The organism is Algoriphagus litoralis, assembly GCF_003259255.1.
GTDB lineage: Bacteria > Bacteroidota > Bacteroidia > Cytophagales > Cyclobacteriaceae > Algoriphagus > Algoriphagus litoralis.
Window position 1 is genome coordinate 649,714 of record NZ_QGOL01000002.1, and the last position, 22,040, is coordinate 671,753.

A 22,040-nucleotide genomic window follows, 5' to 3' on the forward strand; every position below is an offset into this window, starting at 1 on the left:
AAACTTCAATGAAAATTCTCTACATCAATTCACTATACAGTCCGCTAATCGAAGGAGGAGCTGAAATCTCCCTGAAGTTGATCGTGGAAGGATTGAAATCCAGAGGACATGATGTGGTGGTGTTGAGTTTAATGCCAGAATCTGGGTTAAAAGAAGAAATAATCGATACTGTAAAAGTCTATCGCGCAGGGTTGATTAACAGGTATTGGCCTTATTCAAAAAGTAAACCTGGCAAACTTTCCCGCTTAGGTTGGCATGTAAAAGACAGAGTGAATACGGAGATGGGGGAGTTGGTCAAGCAGATTTTGGCAAAAGAAAATCCCGACATCGTTTCTTGCCACAATCTTGCTGGCTGGTCAGTCAGTGTTTGGGATGTAATCCACGCTTCCAAAACCCCGATTGTCCAAGTTTTGCACGATTTGTACCTGCTTTGCCCAAACAGCAACATGTTTAAAGGTCAGACACCATGTACGCATCAGTGCACAACCTGTAAACTTTTGCGATTTTCTCATTCAAAAAAATCTGCAAAAGTAAATGCAGTGGTAGGAATCAGTCAGAATATTCTGTCAAGATTTACTTCCGCAGGATATTTTAAAAAAGCTGCAAACTACGTGGTCTACAATACCCGGGCGATAGACGAGCCTGCTCGTAAACCTTTCCGAAGGAAAAATCAAAAACTAATAATCGGCTACATCGGTACGCTTTCTCCGATCAAAGGAGTCGAATGGCTGATTGACCAATTTAAAACTCTTGGATTTTCATCACATCTATTTATCGCAGGCAAGGGGGAGACCGCCTATGAGAAAAGACTAAAAAAAGCTGGGGATGGTCATTCCATTGAGTTTCTTGGGTATCAGAATTCGCAGGAATTTTTCACCAAAATCGATGTATTGGTGGTTCCTTCGCTGTGGCAAGAGCCACTGGGAATGGTGGCGATTGAGGCCTTGGCTCATCACATTCCCGTCATTGCTAACAAAGCAGGAGGTCTGCAGGAAACTATCCAAGATCAAATAAATGGGCTTTTCTGCTATTCCGATCGACCGGAATCTTTGGGAGAAGCCTTGACCACCATCTATCTGGAACCTGAGACCTATAATTCGATGAGCCAGGTGGCAAGGAAGTCGGTTGAGGACATTCTCAGCGCAGAAAGGATGATTTCAGCGTACGAGACCGTTTTGAATCAAACCCTTCAAAAAACAACCTGAATCACCACTTCGCATGATCGACTCAAATCTTAAATCAGCCTTCAGTTTGCCTGCATTGTGGAAAGACACCCGAGCTGGAGAATGGCTGTTTTTGATTTCAATTGTTTCTGTTTTCTTTCCGGTGAAGATATATCCTGCCTTCTTTTTAATCTCCAGCATTCAATTCTACAGGGAATCGCCAAAACTCAAATTAGAGATTTGGAGCCTTGCTTTGCTTGTTTTCAGCGGCTATGCCTCGCTCAGTTTTGCTTTCACATTTGATGGTGAATTATTTTCCTTAGTCAATCTGGCCAAGCTTCTGATCAATTTTTGCTTTTTGTTCTTTTCTGTTCACTGGCTAAGAAGCCGAGACAATTCATTGCTTTTGATACGCCTCGAAAAGGTCCTGATTGCAGTTTTCGTCATCATTCTGATCCAAATCTTGGTGTATCATGAAGCGATGAACTTTCGATTGATAACGGGCAGTTCCTCCTCAGGTCAAGCCAGTTCACTTTACAATAAGTCTCTGTATTTCTGGGGATTGGATGATAAAAACATGTTTGGAGCACGCATCGCTTTGCTTGGTTTTATTCTTATTTGTATCCCAATCGTTGCCCGCAATACTGTCCCTGTGTGGAGAGTTTTGGGGATTTTTTGCCTTGCGTTTCTCAGTCTTTCCCGCACCCCACTTGTCGCTTTATTGATCGGAGTTTTCCTGCTTTTCTGGATGATTGCTTCCAAAAAGTGGCGAATGGTATTGGTAGGCGGGCTTCTCATATGTCTTCCTTTCCTGTTGGAAAAGATAGTCAGAGTGGATAATCTGACTTCCTCAAATGATGGAATGGGAATCAGGCTGGTCTATTGGAAGGCTTTTTTTCAGAATTTCCGTGAGATTTCTCCGCTTGGCAATGGCTTTTTGAGTGCCCCTGAGTTCTTGGAGAAGTATGCAGACTTCTACAGAGGAGAGCCTCACATTCACAATACTTTCCTGACTGCCTATCTGGAATTAGGAATCATAGGATTCCTGTCTTTCATCAGTTTTTTGTGGTTTTTCTTCAAAGAAAGTGTTTCACGATTTTCCAATGTCAGGTTTCAGGTCCTGCTTTTTGTGCCGCTGCTCTCGATCATGATGATCTTATATTCTGGCTATGACAATGATGTGGTCTTGTATTTGATTCTAATGTTCCTCTTGGCAAATGTCCATGCCCTTGATTTTGATAAACTGAAATTTAAATTATGAGCAATCAAACCCATGTAATTGTTGACCCGAGGTGGGAAGGAAACACCGGAATCGGTAGACTGTACAAGGAGGTTTTGAATAAAATGCCACTCAACACCAGTTGCTCTTTTATCAAAAGTGATTTGAAAGTGGGTAATCCACTCTCTCCACTTATGCTTGGAATTCAGGCAAATGAATCCGGTGCGGATGTGTTTTACAGCCCATCCTTTATGCCTCCGGCGCGTTGCAAAGTGCCCTTTATTTTTACTGTTCACGACTTGATGCACCTGTATTACTATTCAGGCTTTCACAGGTTTTATTACAAAAAGATCATCGCTAATCTTGCCCTGAATGCCAAGAAAATAATCACCGTTTCTCAGTATAGCAAAACACAACTGGTTGACCTGCTTGGAATCCCAGCATCTTTGATCAAAGTAATCTATAATGGAGTAGATCGAAGTTTTTTCGAAAGTGGGGAATCTCAATACTCCGAAAGACCTTATCTTCTTTATGTAGGAAACAGGCGAAAAAACAAAAATATCCCAGCAATGCTGACTGCATTTGCCCAGGCTAATATCCCCAAAGACTTCATTTTTGCACTGTCAGGAGAGGAAGATGTGGAGCTGGGACTATTGATAGATAAACTTCAAATCAACGACAGAGTGAAGTTTCTAGGTTTTATTCCTGAGAAAGATCTTCCTAAACTCTACAGAGAGGCACACGCTACTATGTTTGTGTCTTTGATGGAAGGTTTTGGCCTTCCGGTCATCGAGTCTATGGCTTCGGGAACACCGGTTTTGACTTCATCAATCAGTTCTCTGCCCGAGATCGCAGGTGATGCTGCGCTTTGTGTGGATCCTACTGCTGTTTCAGCTATTAGTTCCGGAATTGAGAAATTGGTCCACGACGGGGATTTTTACCTCCAATGTGTCAGCAATGGGATAGTAAGGGCCCAGCAATTTTCTTGGGAAAAAACAGCGCATCAAACCTGGGATACTATTCTTTCCTAAGAAGCTTACTCAAAGTTAATTGACATGAAATTTTCAATCTTAACTTCTTGTTTTTTACTCCTTTGCGCTTGCTGCTTTGCGCAGTCTAGATCAGTGGCAAAGGAAGGGTTTTTGGCTATTTCCGATTTTGGAATCAAAGAGGATGGTCAGACAGATCATACCTCTGCGATTCAACAAGTGATTGAAAGCGCCAAAGCAGGGGAGACGGTATACATTCCAGAGGGGACTTTTCTGGTCCGGACACTTTTCTTAAAAACTGGCGTAAATCTTCAAGTCGATGGAGTACTGAAGCAGCATCCGTCGACCAAGAGAGGGGATTTTTCGCTCGAAAAGCAAAATTCTCCCAATCCACTCCTCAAGGGAACAGGTGTCAACTCGATTCATATCTCCCTGAATTCCCAATCAATAAATGAAGCTATCGTCCTCACCAAATCCCAAAAAATCACGATAGAAAACAGCCAGCTGAAAGGTGATTCTACGAAGCTTCTGGCCTATCCGGGGATCTCAATTTTTCAATGCAGTGAAATAGCGATCATTTCCAGCAAAATCTCAGGCTTTGGGATGCCTCGAAAAAACCCTGACAGCTATCAACCGGGCACAGGCATTCGAATCATGACCAGCAACACCATTTCGGTCCGAGATTCAGAAATCTTTAATAATGGTGAAAATGGAATTTTCATCCATGGCAGTAGGAAAATTGAAGCGATCAACAATGTGATTCACCACAATGGTATGTCCGCCATTCAGGTGGCTTTTGGGAATACCGGCAAGGAGACTGACTATCGCTTTGTGGGAAATGTGATGGATCAAAACGCCGCTGATGCTGTTGACATAAACAATCGCTCTCTGCAAAAATTGAAGGACATCGATTGTCTCATCTATGATAATGTCAGCTGTAATAACGGCTTCGTAAACAATGAATCTACACCAGATGGATCCGGCATTGGGACACTGATCAATGTTTCCAATGTCATCATTTACAAAAACACAGCAGTAAAAAACAACCGTCCAGCGATCTATGTGGAGAGTTGTGATCTAATTTTGATAAAAGATAACCATGCAGACAACCAAGTGGAAGTAGTGCTTGACCTTGGTGAAATGCTGGTCGACTCCAATGAATTTAGCAGCATCAATCTCATGGCAAATGTTGAAGCTGAAAAACTGACGCTTCGAAACAATCAATTTCATTCACTATCGCTACCCAACGGAATTACTGTCAATGACTTTGTGATCGAAAACAATACATTTCAAAACGCTTCATTCAATTTCAACTTTAAACAAGGAAATATCCTCTTGCGAGGAAATTCCATTCGGAGTTCGAGATCCTCCGGAGCGATCCTTTTGGTCAATTTTTCAAAGGCTACATTAGAAGAAAATAAAATTGAAAGTACTGGTGGGCCTGCCATAACTATCCGAAAAACCGCCTTTCCTGTCGAAATTATCAAGAACGAGATCCGTTCTGTCCAGGCCTGTATTCTGGAGGAGGGCTCTTACAACCTGCTTTTGAAGGAGAATAAATTCACGGCATTGTCAGGGTCTGATGACAATTTCACTGTTAAAAGCAATTATCCAAGTAAGCTTCGGCTGGAGAATAATGAGCATCACGGCATCGCAGATCAGGATGCAATTGTATTGATCGGTACTGGAACTGCCACGATCAGGGGAGAACGCTTGATATCAGGAAAATCCAATTATGGAAAAGTAAAAATTACTGAATAATGGCCATGAACTTGAATCCTCACATGAAAGTCCACTTATTTATCCCCACTCTTAATGCGGGAAAACTTTGGCCAAAGGTCATCGCCTCCATAAAGTCGCAGACTTATCCCATTGATAAAATCATCATCATCGACTCTGGATCTACGGATGGGTCTTTGGAGCTGACTTTGGCTGAAAATTTTGAGCTCATCGCCATAGATAAGAAGGATTTTGATCACGGCGGCACTCGGCAACTTGCCGTCACGCGCTTTCCGGAGGCTACTATTTATGTCTTTATGACGCAGGATGCCATTTTAGCCTCCTCGGATGCGATAGAAATATTGGTCGATTCCTTCGTCTCCAGTCCTAAAATCGGAATGGCCTATGGAAGACAGCTTCCCCACATTGAGGCCAAAGTCCTCGAATCGCATGCTCGCCTGTTCAACTACCCTCCTAAGTCTCAAGTCCGGAGCTTGGAAGATGCTCCGAAATATAAAATCAAAACGATCTCCTGCTCCAATTCATTTGCGGCTTATCGCAAGGAAGCATTTGAAGAATCGGGAGGATTCCCCTCCGGAACAATCCTCGGTGAAGATGTGCTACTTGCAGGAGCCATGCTGATGAAGGGCTGGGAAATGAAGTATGTAGCAGAATCGGCGGTATATCATTCCCATGACTACAGTGCGATGGAGGAATTTAAGCGCTATTTTGATATTGGAGTATTTCATGCCGATAATCAATGGATATTCGAAAACTTTGGCAGAGCAGAGTCTGAGGGCTTCAACTATCTGAAATCTGAGTTTCGGTACGTTATTTCTAAAAACTTTCTTATCCTTCCAAAATCAGTTTTGTCTCTATTTGCCAAATGGCTGGGTTACAAATTAGGTATGATCCATCGACAGATTCCCAGTCCACTCAAAAGATCCCTTTCAATGACCAAGGGATATTGGAATAGTGAGGAATAGCGCAACAGTTTGAACAACATTTGTGACCAGATTACTCAATTTTGCCAAACTGTTCAGGTCCTGTTTTTCTCGTTTTTAGGCCATATGAGCCTTTTTTGGGCAGGTTTAGCCGATTTTTTAATGGATCCCTGGCCTGATGCCATCCATGGCACCCGTATTGGATAATTAGTATTCACTAGCCAACTACTATTAAACCAATACGATTATGATAACTGGAAATCAACATCAAGAGGTAATCTTCAACGGCTTTCAGAATAGTGCGTTTTTACCGGATATATTTTCATTTGAACGAATAAATACCGGGTCCATTTCTAAAAATATTGCTGACAAGATTAATCTTAGCACCCGTTTTGCCAAAAGGGCCTTTGATATTCTATTTTCATCAATGGTCATTTTGTTTGGATTGCCCATCTTTCTGATGGTTGCTGCACTTACCAAAATAACTTCTAAAGGTCCTGTATTTTATAAGCAAGAGCGAATCGGAAGAAATGGCAAGCCATTCTTCATCTATAAATACCGGAGCATGATTGTCGATGCTGAAGCCAATGGTCCCCAATTGACAACTGATGATGATCCTAGAATTACCAAATGGGGTAAATTCATGAGAAAAACACATTTGGATGAGCTGCCGCAGTTTTGGAATGTACTTGTAGGAGATATGTCGGTAGTGGGACCAAGGCCGGAGCGGGAACATTTTATCAAGCAAATCGTCAAGAAGGCTCCTTCTTATAAAAACCTTCTTTCATTGAAGCCAGGCATTACTTCCATTGGACAAGTGGATTATGGCTATGCGGAAAGTGTAGAAGAAATGTGTGAAAGAATGACCCTTGATTTGGATTACTTAAAGGAAGTAAATCTTGCTAAAGACCTGTCCATTATTGTCAAGACCGTAGGAACAATGATCTATGGTAAAGGAAAATAACTTATCATTTTTTGATAATTTTTAAGCTCAAGGAATAATTTCTTGAGCTTTTTTTATTCGCTTCTTGAAAAGAATCGGTTCAATGACAGCCAATTTTATGTACTAGGATTAAACCAAAAAAAGGAACCCATTTCTGAGTTCCTTTTTTTGGTATCTAATCTGACAAGTCTTAGTGTCTTGCTCTGATTTTTTCCTTGATACGTGCAGCTTTACCCTGACGTCCTCTAAGGTAGAATAGACGAGCTCTTCTAACTTTACCTTCTCTAAGCAGGTCGATTTGCTCGATAGCTGGGGAGATGATAGGGAAGATCCGCTCTACTCCGATTCCATTGGAAATCTTACGTACAGTGAAAGTTTCGCCGTTTGTATTCGGGTTTTTTCTTTGGATCACAGTTCCCTGAAACTGCTGGATACGCTCCTTGTTACCTTCTTTGATACGTACGTGTACGTTGATGGTATCACCGGCTTTGAAAGAAGGGAATTTGGCTCTCGCCTCGCTGTATTCCGCTTCTACAATTTTCATTAGATCGCTCATAGCTCTATATTTTATGCTTTCGCAGTTTGCCACCGCAGTGGCTTAAATGAATTACTTTTTAAACTTTTGTCTCGCCTATTCCCATCCATTGCCTTTCAGCAGATCAGGACGTTTTTCCCTGGTTCGGCGAACCGATGCTTCAAATCTCCATTCGCTTATCTTGGCTTCGTGTCCAGAGAGTAAAACCTCTGGCACTCCAACACCTTGAAACTCTGCCGGCCGGGTGTACACCGGAGGTGCCAATAGGCCGTCTTGGAAGGAATCCGTTAAGGCTGAGGTCTCATCATTCAATACTCCCGGGATCAATCGGATAATGGCATCTGCTACTACAGCAGCGGCCAATTCTCCACCCGAAAGCACGAAATCACCAATGCTGATCTCTTTGGTGATAAACAGATCCCTCACACGTTGATCAACTCCCTTATAGTGTCCACAAAGGATCAGGAGATTATCTACTTGCGAAAGTCCGTTTGCCATGGATTGGTCAAAGGTATCTCCGTCAGGGGTCATGTAGATGATCTCATCGTACGTTCTTTCCTTTTGGAGTGTCTCGATGCATCGTGCGATTGGCTCGATCATCATGACCATCCCGGCTCCACCACCAAAGGCATAGTCGTCAACTTGCTTTTGGTTGCCAGTAGCATAATCTCTTAAGTTGTGTACTCGAACGCTCGCAATCCCCTTTTCCTCTGCTCTTTTCAGAATAGAGTGAGAAAAGGGTCCTTCGAGCAATCCCGGTACCACAGAGATGATGTCAATGTGCATGGATTTAATCTTCCAGATAAATTTCAAGTAAGCCTTCGGGAAGCTGGCAGAAAACTTTTTTTGCTGCCTTGTCCACTCGGAGAATAATGCCGTCCTGAATAGGTATCAAGACTTCTTTTCCCTGATGGGTCACCCCGAGGAGATCCTGTGTTTCCAGATCATATACGATCTGCACAGGTCCGATCAGCCCTTTGGTCTCATCATAGACCTCAAAACCGATCAAATCGTGGAAGTAATATTGATCCTCTTCCAATTCTTGAAGCTCAGTAAGCGGGAGATAAACTTCCGATCCTACGAGACCTTCGACTTGGTCGATGGTATTCAATTCCTCAAACTTGGCCAATGCCTTATTTCCGGGTTGAAGCACAAAGTGCTCCAGGAAAAAAGGGATTAATCTGCCTTTTTGTTCGATGAAAAGATGCTTGAGATCTTCATAATCCTCAGGATAATCGACATCCAGCATCACATTTACTTCACCACGAAGTCCATGAACTTTGGCCACATAGCCTAATTGAAAGCACTGCTCCTTGTTCATGGGGAGAATTAATTATGCTTTAGGAGCTTCTCCTTCAGCAGATGCCTCAGGTGCGGCTTCTGATTCAGTTTCTTCAGCTACAGGAGCAGGGTTGTTTGCAGCTTCAGCAGCGGCAAGCAATGCTTTCTGCTCGTCCTCTTTTGCTTGCTTGGCATCCAAACGAGCTTGATTTTTAGCCGTTTCAGCAGCAAGTGCTTTCGCACGTACTTCTGCTTTTGCAGCAGCCAGTTTGTCGGATTTGTCAGCAATTTTGGAGTCTTTCTCGCTCAACCACGCAGAGAACTTAGCGTCTGCTTGTTCTTGGGTGATCGCACCTTTCAATACACCAATTTGAAGGTGTTTTTTCAGCATGATACCTCTGTATGAAAGCATTGCCTTCACAGTATCGGTAGGCTGAGCTCCATTCAACAACCAGTTAAGAGCGCGCTCATTGTTGATGTTGATGGAAGCGGGATTTGTGTTCGGGTTGTAAGTTCCGATTTTTTCGATGAAGCGTCCATCTCGTGGAGCTCTAGCATCAGCTACAACGACGTCATAGATGGCTTGTTTCTTTCTGCCTCGACGTGCTAATCTGATTTTTACAGACATAATTGTTTAGATTAAGTGATTGGATGGAACCCGTCCATCCTAAATTTGGAGTGCAAAGATAGGGTAAATGATTGGAAAGCCACAAGTTGAGCTGAGAATATTTGCCAGAAAGTTCAGATTTGCTTTATCTTGCGACTCTTTCCTTGGTCCCGTAGTTCAATGGATAGAATAGAAGTTTCCTAAACTTTAGATATGGGTTCGATTCCCGTCGGGACTACTACACTATGGGAGGTATAAAATTCTCCCATTATTTTTTCTGAATCCTATTAAAGATAGGATACAATTCCCTTTCTATTATCTTATACCCTTTATCCGAAGGATGCAGGCCGTCATAGGTAACTCCTATTGAGCTCGCAGGATAGGGATAAGTATCTCGATCCGGATCATAGGGAATATCAATAAAATCAGGGTATCTGTATTTTTTATATTCCTTAGTCACGGGATTTATGAGTTCCTTAAACTTGATGAGCTTTGGATAGTCCATCTTTTTTTGGTGAAATAGATCGACAATGGGGAATCTTTCAAACTCGCCAATAGCTTTTATTGCTTCAGCAAAACTTTCCAAACTTTGCCCATTTTTATCCCGATAAGAGCCAAAAGCATTGTTTTTGTAATTGTTGATATAGACAAAATCCACTCGCTTCATGGGAGTGATCAGGATAATTTGGGCTTCAGAGTTTATCTTTTTCAGATTTTCTACAATCACCCGAAAAGCCCCATTCACTGTACCTACTCCAGTGTTATCTTGATAATCTTTAATTGTCCCGAGCGGACGACCGCCCCACCAGTCATTGGTGCCTAGGAATATACTGTAAATATCCGCTTTGGGTATCTCGAGCTTTTCAAATTCCGTAGCGATTCTCACAGCTGTCCAGCCGTTGTAGCCTTTGTTGATGACTTGGAGGTTATCGAATTTCTCCTGAACCAAGGTGAGATACCCTTTGCTGATCCTGTTGCCAGTTTCATCCCGATGGTCGTTGAGATAAGTAATGGAGTCTCCGATCGCTACCCAAGTTTTCTTTTCAGGAAAAGAAGTGGGAAAACTAACCAAGAGCGCAAAAACAATAAGTAGGGTTTTCATTGATAGCGAATATACTTGGAGTGTGATTATGTGGAAAACAGCAGGTGCAATTTGCCCATTGGTCACTAGAAATTCACCTTTTTCTAAAAATTATTGCGTCTGGAATTTGAGCTGAAAAGTGGGCTTTTTGAAATAATTGCTCAAAAATGAGAGGAGATAAAATTCCAAACTTTACATTTATTGAAACTTTTAAACTTTAGCAAAATGAAAAAAATCGTATTACTCATTTTCCTTTTGGGCTGGGGAGCTAGCCTGCACGCTCAAGAAACAACCACAAATAATTGGTACACGGTCGCTGCTTCTGAAACTATCCTTTCATTTGGTAATGTGAAGGCGACTGGTTTGGAAACTGCCAACATCGGTAGATTTACGCCATTCTTTAACTTCGGCACTCAGGTTCACAAGGATTTTGGCGAGAAAACTGGCTTTTATACAGGCTTGATGCTCAGAAACGTCGGTATAATTACCGATTTGAATGATTCTGTTCGCGTCAAGCAGCGTGTGTACACCTTGGGAATACCTGTTGCTATTAAGTTTGGGGACATGAAGGGTTACCAAGGGGCTATTGGTATTGACAATGAATTTGCTTTGAACTTCAAACAAAAAGTCTTTGTGAATGATGAAAAATCGAAAACCAATATTTGGTTTAGTGATCGGACCAAGATCTACTTGCCTTCTGTATTTGCGGAGTTTAAATCGAAAAGTGGAAACTACATTCGATTCAAATATTATCTGACTGATTTCCTAGAGCCGGCTAATCAAAAAGTAAATGTAGCTGGAGTTACCTATACGCCCACCCAAAGTACGATGATGTATGTGTCTCTTGGATATGCAATTAAATCAAGGGAATTCATCAAAAAGTAATTTTTGACATTTAAAAATGGCGGCCCAGAAATTTCTGGGCCGCCATTTTTTGTTTGAAGGCTTACTTAAGCCCTCCAATCATATCTTCAGGTTTCACCCATTCGTCAAATTGCTCCGAAGTCAAAAGCCCCAGGGCAATCGCAGCTTCACGAAGGCTGGTTCCTTCTTTGTGTGCCTTCTTGGCAATGGCTGCAGCATTTTCATATCCGATGTAAGGATTTAAGGCAGTGACGAGCATCAGCGAATTCTCCAAGTGCCGTTGAATCATTGGTGTATTTGGTTCGATACCGATCGCACAGTTGTCATTGAACGAAACGCATGCATCTCCAATCAATCGGGCAGATTGAAGGAAATTGGCAGCGATCAATGGCTTGAACACATTCAATTCAAAATGTCCCAGCGATCCACCTATCGACACGGCCACGTCATTACCCATGACCTGCGCAGCTACCATGGTCAATGCTTCTACCTGAGTTGGATTGACTTTTCCAGGCATGATGGATGATCCTGGTTCGTTTTCAGGAATGAGGATTTCTCCGATTCCGGATCTAGGACCTGAGGAAAGCATTCGGATGTCGTTGGCGATTTTCATCAGCGAAACGGCCAGCTGCTTCAGCGCTCCATGTGCTTCGACCATTCCATCGTGAGCCGCCAAGGCTTCAAATTTGTTTGGTGCAGTGACAAATGGCAATCCGGAGAGTGTGGCGATCTTTTGGGCTACCAGCTCAGAATAACCCTGAGGGGTATTGAGCCCTGTGCCTACTGCTGTTCCTCCCAAAGCGAGTTCGGAAAGGTGTGAAAGTGTATTTTTCAAAGCTCTCAATCCATGATCCAATTGTGCCACATAACCACTGAACTCCTGTCCCAAAGTTAGCGGAGTGGCGTCCATGAAGTGGGTTCTGCCGATTTTCACGACTGATTTAAATGCCTCTGCTTTCTCAGCAAGGGTATCTCTCAATTTTTGTACTCCAGGAATAGTATTCTCGACTACCATCTGATAAGCCGCAATGTGCATCGCAGTCGGGTAGGTGTCATTGGATGATTGAGACTTATTTACGTCATCATTGGGGTGAATTTTCTTTTTTGCATCCTCCAAAGAACCACCTAGCAGTACATGTGCCCGGTAAGCAATCACCTCATTGGAGTTCATGTTGGATTGAGTGCCTGAGCCAGTTTGCCAGATGACGAGCGGAAATTGGTCGTCGTGCTTTCCTTCCAAGATCTCGTCACACACGGTAGCGATGATATCTGCTTTTGCCTGATCCAATACACCCAGTTCTGCATTTGTCAGTGCTGCGGCTTTTTTCAAAATCGCAAAAGCGCGGATAATCTCTATCGGCATGCGGTTTTTTTCGCCTCCGATTTTAAAATTATTGATCGAACGCTGGGTCTGGGCTCCCCAATATTTGTCTGCAGGAACCTCCACCGGTCCCATCGTGTCTTTTTCGATTCGGATTGACATAGTATTTGGTATATGGGTTTGATTTCGAAGGGCGAAGTTAATCTCTAAAGGCCTTTTAGCCTAAAATCGAATACTTATTCCTTGCCCTTCATCTGAAAATTGATCAATTCATGGAAAACTTCCCGGGAGACTTTCACCTGTCTGTGAAAAAACATAATGCCAATGGCATAATTGAGTAAAGTCAGCCCTAAACAGACGAGTCCATTGGTGATGTTGTCTACAGCTAAGAAATAGTAAGCTGAGAAACTGAGTAAAATGATACTCCAAAAAGCCAAAAAAAAGATGGCACCCGGAAAAAGCCTGTATCTCAGAAAAATTATACTTCCCCGTGGGGTAGACTCGACTTCTCCAGAGATCAGCGGTAGGAAGGTATTCCCTCTGGTGATGGCTTTGGATATCCTGAACCCCTCCTGACCGATCATTCCATTGAACTTCACCTTGGAGTCAAGTTGGGTTCTGGAATCCAAAAAGTTCACCTCGCGGGTCACACGGATCAGATGACCCAGAATTTCTTTTTTGGAAAGGGCACTCACCAGTGTCTCGCTATGGTAGGGAAGTAGATTCAAAACAGGCTAATTCATCAGGTTAAGTTTTTCAAGGTTCTGATATGACTCAGCGGATTATTGAAAGAGATGTTTTTCTATCTTATCATTTCACTGCAATACAGGAAATTTCAACATTCACATTTTTAGGAAGCTTACTTACCTCAACTGTTTCCCGGGCCGGAGGGTTTAATTTAAAGTATTGCCCATAAGCTTCATTGATTGTGCCAAACTGTCCCATGTCGCGAATGAAGATGGTGCATTTGACCACGTCAGCATAGGAAAAATTTGCTACCCGAAGTACTGCTTCCATATTTTTCATCACCGCATGGGTTTCCTCAGTGATGTTTTCATTGATCAATTCGCCAGTTTCGGGATCCAGTGCTATCTGTCCCGAAACATACAAGGTGTTTCCTGCAAGGACAGCCTGTGAATAGGGGCCGATTGGGGCTGGAGCCTCTGGGGTGAAAATGATTTGGTTTGCCATGTGTTAGGTCTGTAGGTGGTGAGTGATTATTTGTTAATTAGTATAAATCACGATTGTTCTAACTATTGAGACTGAAAACTGGGATTGCTTATTTTAATTTGGCTTCGTTCCAATAGACGTCCATTTCGGCGAGAGTCATTTCGCTTAAATTTTTGCCGGCAGCTTTTGCTGCATTCTCGAGGTATTGGAAACGCTTGATGAATTTGAGATTGGTCCGCTCAAGTGCTTCTTCTGGGTCGATTTCGATAAATCGTGCATAGTTGATCAGGGAGAAAAGCAAATCTCCAAATTCAGCAGTAGCCTTTTCTTTGTCGATTTCTTCCTCGGTCGCTGCATTGAATTCGGCTTTGAATTCTTGCATCTCTTCTTCTACTTTTTCCCAAACCTGGTGTTTTTCTTCCCAGTCAAACCCTACGCCACGGGCTTTTTCTTGAATCCGCATGGCTTTGATCAAAGCAGGAAGTGATTTGGGTACCCCCCCTAAGACAGAGACATTTCCCTTTTCTTTTAATTTGATTTTCTCCCAGTTTTGACTCACTGTCTCTGCATCATTAGCCTCCACATCTCCATAAATATGTGGGTGCCTGCGGATTAGTTTTTCGCAGAGTGAATTAGTCAAGGTAGCCATATCAAAGTTTCCCTCTTCGGAACCAATCTTGGCATAAAAGACGATATGCAACAAAATATCCCCCAGTTCTTTTTTGATTTCTTCTGGATTTCCTTCCAAAATGGCATCCGAAAGTTCAAAAGTTTCCTCGATTGTCAGGTGCCTTAGGCTTTCTGTAGTTTGCTTTTTATCCCAAGGACACTGAGCCCGTAGCTCATCCATGATAGTCAATAATCGATCAAAGGCGGCGAGTTGATCGGCTCGGGTACTCAAATTAGACATGGCTTGGGAAACTATGCAGGAATTGTAAACGTTTTCGAAGTAAAGCTTTAAATTTGCGCAAATTTATCCGTTATGACAACAGTATTCATTACCGTAGGCTTCGTGGCATTATTCTTCATCCTGATGTCTGTTAGGCTAATTTTCCTTAAAAACGGTGAATTTAAAGGCACTTGTGCATCCCAAAGTCCCTTTCTCAATAAAGAGGGAGCGACCTGTGGATATTGTGGCAAAACCATGGATGGGAATACCGCTTGTGGGAACCCAGACAATGAGGTAGACAAGGTCATGGCCAAATTCAAATAATAGTTAATCCTGTCGATGACGGGATTTTTTAACATTCCACTTTTAAATAAATCAAATTACGTGTCGCTCATCAAATCTATTTCAGGAATTAGAGGAACTATTGGCGGAAAAGCCGGAGAAGGACTTACCCCTGTCGATGTTGTTAAGTTTACAGCAGCTTATGGAGCTTGGGTCCTTGAGAAAACCAATAATCCTAAAGTCGTCATAGGAAGAGACGCAAGAATCTCCGGAGATATGATTTCCCGCTTGGTCTCGGCTACCCTTCAGGGTATGGGAATCCATGTCATCGATCTTGGCCTCAGTACCACTCCGACTGTCGAATACGCTGTTCCTTTAGAAAAGGCGGGCGGAGGAATCATTCTTACAGCCAGCCATAATCCAATCCAGTGGAATGCTCTGAAACTGTTAAATGCCGTCGGTGAATTTATCTCAGATGAGGAAGGGAAGTCCATTTTGGAAAAAGCTGATAAAGAGTCCTTCTCTTTTGCCGAGGTAAAAAAACTCGGAGGCTATACTCAAATCAACGATTACATCGAACGCCATATCCAACATGTCTTGGAACTCGAGCTGGTAGATGTGGAAGCGATCAAAGCAAGGAATTTCAAAGTCGTGGTTGATGGAGTCAACTCAACCGGGGGTATTGCTATTCCAATGTTGCTTCGTGCCCTTGGGGTGACCGAAATCGAAGAAATGTTTTGCAATCCGGATGGGCATTTCCCACACAATCCTGAGCCTTTGCCAGAGAATCTGCGAGATATTTCCAAAAAACTTGAAAAAGGCAGCTTTGACTTGGGAATCGTAGTGGATCCGGATGTGGATCGATTGGCTTTTGTCAACGAAGACGGATCCATGTTTGGTGAAGAATACACCTTAGTCGCGGTGGCAGATTATGTGCTGAGCAAAACGCCTGGGAATACTGTTTCCAATCTGTCTTCTACACGTGCACTCCGTGATGTGACCGAAAAAAGAGGCGGAAAATATACCGCTGCTGCAGTCGGTGAAGTGAATGTAGTCAACCAGATGAAAGCCGTGAATGCAGTCATCGGTGGGGAGGGCAATGGTGGAATCATTTATCCGGCTTCCCACAATGGTAGAGATGCTTTGGTTGGAATTGCCTTGTTTTTGACACACTTGGCAAAATTCGGAAAGTCCATCTCTATGCTGAGAGCGACTTATCCCAATTATCACATTTCCAAAAATAAAATCGAGCTCACGCCTGAAATCAATGTGGATAAGATCCTGCTTGAGATCAAAAACAAATACAAAAAACAACCCATTAATGATATCGATGGGGTAAAAATCGAATTTGAAAAAGAGTGGGTTCACCTGAGAAAATCCAATACCGAACCCATAATTAGAATCTATTCCGAATCAGAATCAGAAGCCACTGCAGAGCATTTGGCCAAGAAAATCATGCAGGATATCAAAGAAGTTGTTAGCGCTTCATTGATCTGATTTAAAAAAACCAGCACCAGCCCAAATATGAATAAAGTTTATTTTGATAATGCCGCGACAACAGCAATGGACGATCGAGTGATCGACGCAATGCTGCCTTATATGAAATCTTACTTTGGAAATCCCTCCTCAGTCCATAGTCATGGGCGAGAGGTGAGAAGTGCAATAGAAAAATCCAGAAAGAAAGTTGCGGAATTACTCAATGCCAGTCCATCGGAAATTTTCTTCACTTCAGGAGGTACTGAAGCGGATAACACGGCCTTGGTCTGCGGAATAGACAGTCATAATATTACCCATGCAATCACCTCACCGATTGAGCATCACGCGGTACTTCACACGCTTGAGGTTTTAGCCAAAAAGGGAAGCGTCAAACTCAGCATTCTGGATGTCAATGAAAAAGGCGAAATTGATCTGAACCAATTGGAGGAACTGCTCAAAGCAAATCCAAAAAGTCTTGTTTCACTCATGCAGGCGAACAATGAGATCGGAAATTTGAATGATTTGACTCGAATCGGCGGTTTGGCTAAAGAATACCAGGCCTTTTTTCATTCAGATACTGTGCAAACAGTAGGGCATTTTGTGCATGACCTGAAAACCCTTCCCGTCGATGCGATTGTTGCTGGAGGACACAAGTTTCATGGACCGAAAGGTTCTGGTTTTCTCTTTGTGAGAAAAGATAAAAAAATTCATCCCTTCATCCACGGGGGAGCTCAGGAGCGTAACATGCGTGGTGGAACGGAAAACGTAATCGGGATCATTGGCATTGCGAAAGCATTGGAACTCGCCTATGAGGACATGGCTGGTCATCGCAGCCATATTGAGCAAATCAAATCCCGGTTCATAGAGAAACTTACCGCTGAAATCCCTGGGGTGGAGTTCAATGGACTTTCAGGTGACTTGAGTCAAAGCCTCTACACTGTGCTGAACGTCAGTCTTCCTCCCTCTGATCCCAATCGTGGGATGCTACTTTTCAACCTGGATTTAGAGGGAATTTCTGCATCTGGAGGCTCCGCGTGTAGTTCTGGAGCCACAGTAGGATCTCATGTGTTGAGAGCGCTGAATCACAATCCGGAGCGGGACTCTGTCAGATTATCTTTCAGCAGGTTCAATACCTTGGAAGAAGTCGATTATACTGTAGCTAAGCTGAAAGAACTGTACGCGGTAGAAGTATAAACTAAAAAAGGAGCCTCTTAAGGCTCCTTTTTTAGTCGAATTGGAATCTACTTGTTAATTTCCTGGCTTATATCCAATGGCGTAAGGAGTCCAAATTTCGTAAATCGGTGCTCCTGTAGAGCTTAGTCCGCTGTGATGCCATTCTCCTTCGATGACTTCAAAGTCAAACCCAAGACTTGCTCCCACTCTTGAATTGTCACGGGAAAAGAAAGTGATGTTTTCGGTGTATTTTCCGTTTTTCGCGGTGTAAGTTCCTCCTCCTGTTCCTGAAAATTCTTTGGTTTCAGAGTTGAATGCGATCCATTGGAATCGTCCTCCACTGAGGATTTTTACAGTTCTTCTGGCTCCAGGAGTGGATCTTGTGATCTGCTCATCGCGCTTTCTTCCGGTAATGACCCAGTTTCCGGTCAATTCGTCTCTTGAATCTGAGATCTGTTCCCAAATCTCGACAAGCATCCCATTGTTAGTATTGGCTGATAAGATTAGTTTCTTTCCATCGATTTCGATTTTAAACGGCGTGGTGGTTCCTATTTGTAGGGGATTCAAGGTGAAAAAGTCTAGTGTTTCGGAATATTTCCCATCCTCAAACTTGTATGGACCACCTCCCGCACCGATAAAAGCATTATCGGCAACATTTTTTACTCCAAATGCAAAATAGTTATCTTGATAGATTTTGATGTACTCTTGATCGGTCACCGCATTGCCGTTTTGGCTGATCAGTTTCCAGGAACCTTCCAAGCTTTGCGCAGCTACAATTCCTGTTAAAAAAAAGAAAAAGACAAGCAGGTAATTTTTCATAGGAGTATAGTTTGAATTGAGATTGACATCTGTTTACTAGTAGGCTGATTGATAGACTTGACCATCTTTAGAAGAATTCCGGAAAATCAACTGAAAGTTCCGCCATGAATTTTGTTCGGTTTCTTTGTTGGTAGCTTTAAATTCCAAAACAAAGTACAGAATTCCAATCTTTTGTCCGTCATTGGTGTGGAGAAAGGACTAAAGAAAAATTAGAGCCATGAAGGAATTTCAATTGGGTAATTCAGTCTCAGAAGTACTAGAAATGCTGCCTGAGGCTCGGATTAAAAAAGTAAAACTTGGTAATCGTGAAATCGGAATCGTTCGAGTTGGAGATCGAATATTTGGATTCAATTCGTTTTGCCCGCATCGGGGTGCCTCCTTGATCCAAGGATCAATTCATGCAGGAGAGGTGATCTGTCCTTTGCATCATTACCGGTTTGAACTCCAAGGAGGACGATCCAAAGCAGGGGATTGTCCAGATTTGGAGACTTTTCCATGTACCCTGTCAGAGGATGGATTAAAAATAATCCTCCCGTAATTTTCAGTGAAGTTTGGCTCCGTTAGGAACTGTGCGCTCTGAGGAGGCCAGAACTATCCCTCCTTCCAAACTGCTGAAGCCCGTAACAAGCACTTCAGACATGAAATCAGCAATCTGTCTAGGTCTGAAGTTACATACACAAATCACCTGTCTACCTAGCAAATCGCTTGGCGTATACAAATCTGTCACTTGTGCCGAGGATTTCTTCACGCCAAGTTCTGGGCCCAGATCAATCCAAATTTTATATGCTGGTTTTCGTGCTTTTTCGAATACTTCTGCCTGAATAACCGTTCCGACCCTCAGTTCTATTTTGTTGAAATCTTCGATGTCAATCGTTTGCATAGTGGTTTTTTTTCTTAATTTTAGGAACATTTTTGCAATCCCCCAGTTTAACAGTTTAGATCAAAAAAGAAATCATGTTGAAATTTTCAGGATTTCATTTAGGTAAACCACTCATTTTAGGCATAGGAGCCCTGTTTTTAATGTTTTTGACATTAGAAGCTTCTGCTCAGTCTGAAAATGAGAAAGTTGAGGAGATTTATCCAAAGACCAACGACCGTGTGGTTCTAGAAGATCATACATTAATTCAGGATAATTCACAATCCAGAACTACACTAGCCAAACCAAGTGCTAGCCCAAAACCAGCGGGTACGACTGTTGTAAAAAAAGAAGCTGCAATCGTAGAAAATGCTTCTGATCGAGAGGCAAAGAAAACCGACTCACCTTCTACCTTGTCGTTTAATATCTTCCTTTATATCGTAGACAAATTTAAGGCTGATTGAGCTGATCACTGCACGCCGCTAAAGTCAAAACCCTTATTGAATTGCTATTCAATAAGGGTTTTTTGTTAACGAAAGATCATGTAAAAAATAGCTTTGACAGATGGATAGGAGAGTTAGTCCAGGAAACGCTTCATTTCCACAACCACAGCATGTGGCTGCTCCGCGTGCAGCCAATGACCGGCATCTGCCACAAATTCCAATTCATAATTTGGAAAGTGTGCTTCCAAGTCTGCCAAATCCTTTTGCTGAATATAATTTGAATTTGCTCCGGCAAGGAACAGAGTAGGACCTTCGAATCTAGTGCCTTCAGCTAGTGCCTCACCTACATTTTCAATGTTTTTGGTGATTACCGGCAAGTTGATTTTCCATGCGAATCCTTCATTATTTCTAGTCAGGCTTTTCAGTAGAAACTGACGGATTCCAAGTTCTGAAATGTACTTGGCCAACTGATCGTCAGCTTCTTTTCTGGATTTGATTTCGCTGAGATTCAAGGAATTCAAGCCTTCTAAGATCGTCTGGTGATGAATGGGGTAGTACCTCGGAGCAATGTCAGCGACAATCAGCTTTTCCACTCGATCAGGATACTTGACGGCAAAATTCATAACCGTTTTACCACCCATCGAATGTCCCATTAGAAAGACTTTATCCAACCCCTCGGTATCAAACAGCTCTTTCAAATCTTCCACCATCACCGCATAATTCCATTCATCAGCTTGCGGAGAATCACCATGATTTCGCTGGTCTACAAGGTAAAGTGTATACTGGTCTACCAATTCCTTTGCAATGGAAAACCAATTGTCCAAGGAGCCAAAAAGACCGTGGAGAATTACTAATGGAGGGCCTGAGCCGGATTTTTTGAAGTTTAATTTCATTCGAATTACGATTTACGAAGTATGAAATACGAGGCTTTTGGTAGAGTCTAGGCCATCGACTTTAGGAATCCTTGCGACTTTTCAACTTTGCCACTTTCCAACCTTTAATTTTTCCATCTTCTAGTTTTTCAATCTTCCAATACTCACAATTCCAACTGCCTCCTGTACATCTGAATCGTATTTTCCAGTCCAAAATAGAGCGCATCGCAGATCAAAGCATGACCGATGGAAACTTCTTCCAGGAAAGGGATTTGCTGCTTCAGGTAAGCCAAATTGTGCAAGTCCAAATCATGTCCGGCATTCAGTCCAAGATCCAATTCTTTGGCAATGTGTGCAACTTCCACATAAGGTCTCACGGCTTTTTCGCGATCCTGATGGTAATTTGAAGCATAAGGTTCAGTGTATAACTCCACGCGATCTGTACCGGTAAGTTTGGCGGGTTCAAAAAACTTTGCTTCCGGATTGATGAAGATAGAAACCCGAGTTCCGATTTCATGCAATTCGGCTACGATTTCACGAAGCATAATTTGGTGAGTGATCGTATCCCAACCCGAATTGGACGTAATCGCATTGGGAGGATCGGGTACCAGTGTGGCTTGGGCAGGTTTTACTTCTCGGATCAGTTGCATAAAACGCTGATCTGGGTAGCCTTCGATGTTGAATTCCGTCGTCACCACTTTTGCCAAATCCACCGCATCCTGATAGCGAATGTGCCGTTCGTCTGGTCTTGGATGGACGGTAATTCCCTGAGCACCAAATCGCTCACAGTCTAAAGCCACCTTGACGACATTGGGATTGTCCGCTCCTCTTGCGTTGCGAAGGGTGGCAATCTTGTTAATATTTACACTGAGTTGGGTCATATCTGTTTTGAAAAAGGTATTTTTACCTGCTAATATTGATATAACACAAACTTAGGACTAATGGCTTTAAAGCAGAAAATAGAAGGCGAAATTAAATCCGCCATGATTGCCAAAGACAAAGTAAGATTGACTGCATTGCGTGCAATCAAGTCGATGATTCTTTTAGAAGAAACCAAAGGCGGATTCTCCGGGGAGCTTTCTGAGGATGAAGAAATGAAGCTTTTGACCAAAGCAGCAAAACAGCGAAAAGATTCAGCAGACATCTATCAGCAGCAAAATAGACCAGATCTTTTGGAGGTGGAATTGGCAGAACTTGCCGTTATCCAGGAGTTTTTACCAAAGGCATTGACTGATGAAGAGCTTACTTTGGCCATCCAAGAAATCATCAATGTGACCGGTGCCACCAGTGCCAAGGAAATGGGTAAGGTAATCGGCGCTGCAAACAAGCAATTGGCAGGGAAAGCAGAAGGTAAGGCGATTGCAGACAAAGTAAAATCCTTATTGAACGGCTGA

26 protein-coding genes and 1 tRNA gene are annotated in these 22,040 nt (G+C 42.7%); 14 read left to right on the plus strand and 13 right to left on the minus strand.

From position 1 onward, the window contains the following. The first annotated feature begins 8 nt into the window (after positions 1 to 8). From DK188_RS02725 to DK188_RS02750, 6 genes are all read left to right on the plus strand, one after another. Complete coding sequence (locus DK188_RS02725) at positions 9 to 1,205, plus strand: glycosyltransferase family 4 protein (protein ID WP_111669237.1); 1,197 nt, start codon at positions 9 to 11, stop codon at positions 1,203 to 1,205. A 13-nt stretch (positions 1,206 to 1,218) separates the two neighbouring features. Then, positions 1,219 to 2,424, plus strand: coding sequence for an O-antigen ligase family protein (locus DK188_RS02730; protein WP_111669238.1), 1,206 nt, complete (start codon positions 1,219 to 1,221; stop codon positions 2,422 to 2,424). Continuing rightward, on the plus strand, positions 2,421 to 3,413 hold the full coding sequence (locus DK188_RS02735) for a glycosyltransferase family 4 protein (protein ID WP_111669239.1): 993 nt from the start codon (positions 2,421 to 2,423) through the stop codon (positions 3,411 to 3,413). The genes DK188_RS02730 and DK188_RS02735 overlap by 4 nt, the downstream gene beginning before the upstream one ends. Before the next feature lie 24 nt (positions 3,414 to 3,437). Further along, positions 3,438 to 5,132: a right-handed parallel beta-helix repeat-containing protein gene (locus tag DK188_RS02740; protein ID WP_111669240.1), complete on the plus strand. Its 1,695-nt coding sequence runs from the start codon at positions 3,438 to 3,440 to the stop codon at positions 5,130 to 5,132. A gap of 5 nt (positions 5,133 to 5,137) precedes the next feature. Continuing rightward, on the plus strand, positions 5,138 to 6,076 hold the full coding sequence (locus DK188_RS02745) for a glycosyltransferase family 2 protein (protein ID WP_232825643.1): 939 nt from the start codon (positions 5,138 to 5,140) through the stop codon (positions 6,074 to 6,076). A 205-nt stretch (positions 6,077 to 6,281) separates the two neighbouring features. Beyond that, the gene (locus DK188_RS02750) at positions 6,282 to 6,998 is read left to right on the plus strand and encodes a sugar transferase (protein WP_111669241.1); all 717 of its coding nucleotides are present in this window, start codon (positions 6,282 to 6,284) and stop codon (positions 6,996 to 6,998) included. A 169-nt stretch (positions 6,999 to 7,167) separates the two neighbouring features. Here the strand turns inward: DK188_RS02750 and rplS are convergent, their stop codons facing one another. The 4 genes from rplS to DK188_RS02770 all read right to left on the minus strand — a co-directional run bounded on the left by rplS (position 7,168) and on the right by DK188_RS02770 (position 9,421). Next, a complete protein-coding gene (rplS, locus tag DK188_RS02755; RefSeq protein ID WP_111669242.1) occupies positions 7,168 to 7,533 on the minus strand; it encodes a 50S ribosomal protein L19 in 366 nt (121 codons plus the stop codon). 75 nt (positions 7,534 to 7,608) lie between these two features. Then, positions 7,609 to 8,298 (minus strand): tRNA (guanosine(37)-N1)-methyltransferase TrmD, encoded by a 690-nt coding sequence (gene trmD, locus DK188_RS02760; protein ID WP_111669389.1) that lies wholly within the window; start codon positions 8,296 to 8,298, stop codon positions 7,609 to 7,611. A 4-nt stretch (positions 8,299 to 8,302) separates the two neighbouring features. Next, positions 8,303 to 8,833: a ribosome maturation factor RimM gene (gene rimM, locus DK188_RS02765; protein WP_111669243.1), complete on the minus strand. Its 531-nt coding sequence runs from the start codon at positions 8,831 to 8,833 to the stop codon at positions 8,303 to 8,305. Between the two features lie 12 nt (positions 8,834 to 8,845). Beyond that, positions 8,846 to 9,421, minus strand: a complete 576-nt coding sequence (locus DK188_RS02770) for a 30S ribosomal protein S16 (RefSeq protein WP_111669244.1) — start codon at positions 9,419 to 9,421, stop codon at positions 8,846 to 8,848. Positions 9,422 to 9,566: 145 nt separating this feature from the next. Between DK188_RS02770 and DK188_RS02775 the strand changes: the two genes are divergently transcribed. Beyond that, positions 9,567 to 9,638, plus strand: a tRNA-Arg gene (locus tag DK188_RS02775). A gap of 30 nt (positions 9,639 to 9,668) precedes the next feature. On the opposite strand, the gene DK188_RS02780 is transcribed toward DK188_RS02775, so the two are convergent. Continuing rightward, positions 9,669 to 10,502 carry an SGNH/GDSL hydrolase family protein gene (locus tag DK188_RS02780; RefSeq protein WP_111669245.1) on the minus strand — a complete coding sequence of 278 codons (834 nt, stop codon included), beginning with the start codon at positions 10,500 to 10,502 and terminating at the stop codon, positions 9,669 to 9,671. Between the two features lie 204 nt (positions 10,503 to 10,706). Here DK188_RS02780 and DK188_RS02785 point away from each other — a divergent pair, with 204 nt between their 5' ends. Next, complete coding sequence (locus DK188_RS02785) at positions 10,707 to 11,366, plus strand: hypothetical protein (RefSeq protein WP_111669246.1); 660 nt, start codon at positions 10,707 to 10,709, stop codon at positions 11,364 to 11,366. A gap of 61 nt (positions 11,367 to 11,427) precedes the next feature. Here DK188_RS02785 and fumC read toward each other — a convergent pair whose 3' ends face one another. The 4 genes from fumC to mazG form a co-directional block, all read right to left on the minus strand. Continuing rightward, positions 11,428 to 12,828 carry a class II fumarate hydratase gene (fumC, locus tag DK188_RS02790; protein ID WP_111669247.1) on the minus strand — a complete coding sequence of 467 codons (1,401 nt, stop codon included), beginning with the start codon at positions 12,826 to 12,828 and terminating at the stop codon, positions 11,428 to 11,430. 74 nt (positions 12,829 to 12,902) lie between these two features. Continuing rightward, positions 12,903 to 13,394, minus strand: a complete 492-nt coding sequence (locus tag DK188_RS02795) for a hypothetical protein (RefSeq protein WP_157963148.1) — start codon at positions 13,392 to 13,394, stop codon at positions 12,903 to 12,905. Positions 13,395 to 13,476: 82 nt separating this feature from the next. Then, entirely contained in the window at positions 13,477 to 13,857 is a 381-nt protein-coding gene (locus DK188_RS02800) for a RidA family protein (RefSeq protein WP_111669249.1), read from the minus strand. 88 nt (positions 13,858 to 13,945) lie between these two features. Further along, complete coding sequence (gene mazG / locus DK188_RS02805) at positions 13,946 to 14,746, minus strand: nucleoside triphosphate pyrophosphohydrolase (protein ID WP_111669250.1); 801 nt, start codon at positions 14,744 to 14,746, stop codon at positions 13,946 to 13,948. 72 nt (positions 14,747 to 14,818) lie between these two features. Between mazG and DK188_RS02810 the strand changes: the two genes are divergently transcribed. From DK188_RS02810 to DK188_RS02820, 3 genes are read left to right on the plus strand one after another with little or no spacing between them, the layout of a single operon-like run. Next, positions 14,819 to 15,049, plus strand: a complete 231-nt coding sequence (locus tag DK188_RS02810; RefSeq protein WP_111669251.1) for a hypothetical protein — start codon at positions 14,819 to 14,821, stop codon at positions 15,047 to 15,049. A gap of 60 nt (positions 15,050 to 15,109) precedes the next feature. Continuing rightward, on the plus strand, positions 15,110 to 16,504 hold the full coding sequence (gene glmM, locus DK188_RS02815; RefSeq protein ID WP_111669390.1) for a phosphoglucosamine mutase: 1,395 nt from the start codon (positions 15,110 to 15,112) through the stop codon (positions 16,502 to 16,504). Positions 16,505 to 16,531: 27 nt separating this feature from the next. Beyond that, entirely contained in the window at positions 16,532 to 17,677 is a 1,146-nt protein-coding gene (locus DK188_RS02820) for a cysteine desulfurase family protein (protein ID WP_111669252.1), read from the plus strand. 54 nt (positions 17,678 to 17,731) lie between these two features. Here DK188_RS02820 and DK188_RS02825 read toward each other — a convergent pair whose 3' ends face one another. Continuing rightward, positions 17,732 to 18,475 carry a hypothetical protein gene (locus DK188_RS02825; protein WP_111669253.1) on the minus strand — a complete coding sequence of 248 codons (744 nt, stop codon included), beginning with the start codon at positions 18,473 to 18,475 and terminating at the stop codon, positions 17,732 to 17,734. Between the two features lie 217 nt (positions 18,476 to 18,692). On the opposite strand from DK188_RS02825, the gene DK188_RS02830 reads away from it, so the two are divergent. Continuing rightward, positions 18,693 to 19,013, plus strand: a complete 321-nt coding sequence (locus DK188_RS02830) for a Rieske (2Fe-2S) protein (RefSeq protein ID WP_111669254.1) — start codon at positions 18,693 to 18,695, stop codon at positions 19,011 to 19,013. 3 nt (positions 19,014 to 19,016) lie between these two features. Here the strand turns inward: DK188_RS02830 and DK188_RS02835 are convergent, their stop codons facing one another. Then, positions 19,017 to 19,355: a tRNA-binding protein gene (locus DK188_RS02835; protein WP_111669391.1), complete on the minus strand. Its 339-nt coding sequence runs from the start codon at positions 19,353 to 19,355 to the stop codon at positions 19,017 to 19,019. Positions 19,356 to 19,429: 74 nt separating this feature from the next. Between DK188_RS02835 and DK188_RS02840 the strand changes: the two genes are divergently transcribed. After that, positions 19,430 to 19,795 (plus strand): hypothetical protein, encoded by a 366-nt coding sequence (locus DK188_RS02840; RefSeq protein ID WP_157963149.1) that lies wholly within the window; start codon positions 19,430 to 19,432, stop codon positions 19,793 to 19,795. Between the two features lie 113 nt (positions 19,796 to 19,908). Here the strand turns inward: DK188_RS02840 and DK188_RS02845 are convergent, their stop codons facing one another. After that, positions 19,909 to 20,667, minus strand: coding sequence for an alpha/beta fold hydrolase (locus DK188_RS02845; protein ID WP_111669256.1), 759 nt, complete (start codon positions 20,665 to 20,667; stop codon positions 19,909 to 19,911). Between the two features lie 143 nt (positions 20,668 to 20,810). After that, on the minus strand, positions 20,811 to 21,527 hold the full coding sequence (locus DK188_RS02850) for a pyridoxine 5'-phosphate synthase (protein WP_111669257.1): 717 nt from the start codon (positions 21,525 to 21,527) through the stop codon (positions 20,811 to 20,813). A gap of 60 nt (positions 21,528 to 21,587) precedes the next feature. On the opposite strand from DK188_RS02850, the gene DK188_RS02855 reads away from it, so the two are divergent. Beyond that, positions 21,588 to 22,040 carry a GatB/YqeY domain-containing protein gene (locus DK188_RS02855; protein WP_111669258.1) on the plus strand — a complete coding sequence of 151 codons (453 nt, stop codon included), beginning with the start codon at positions 21,588 to 21,590 and terminating at the stop codon, positions 22,038 to 22,040.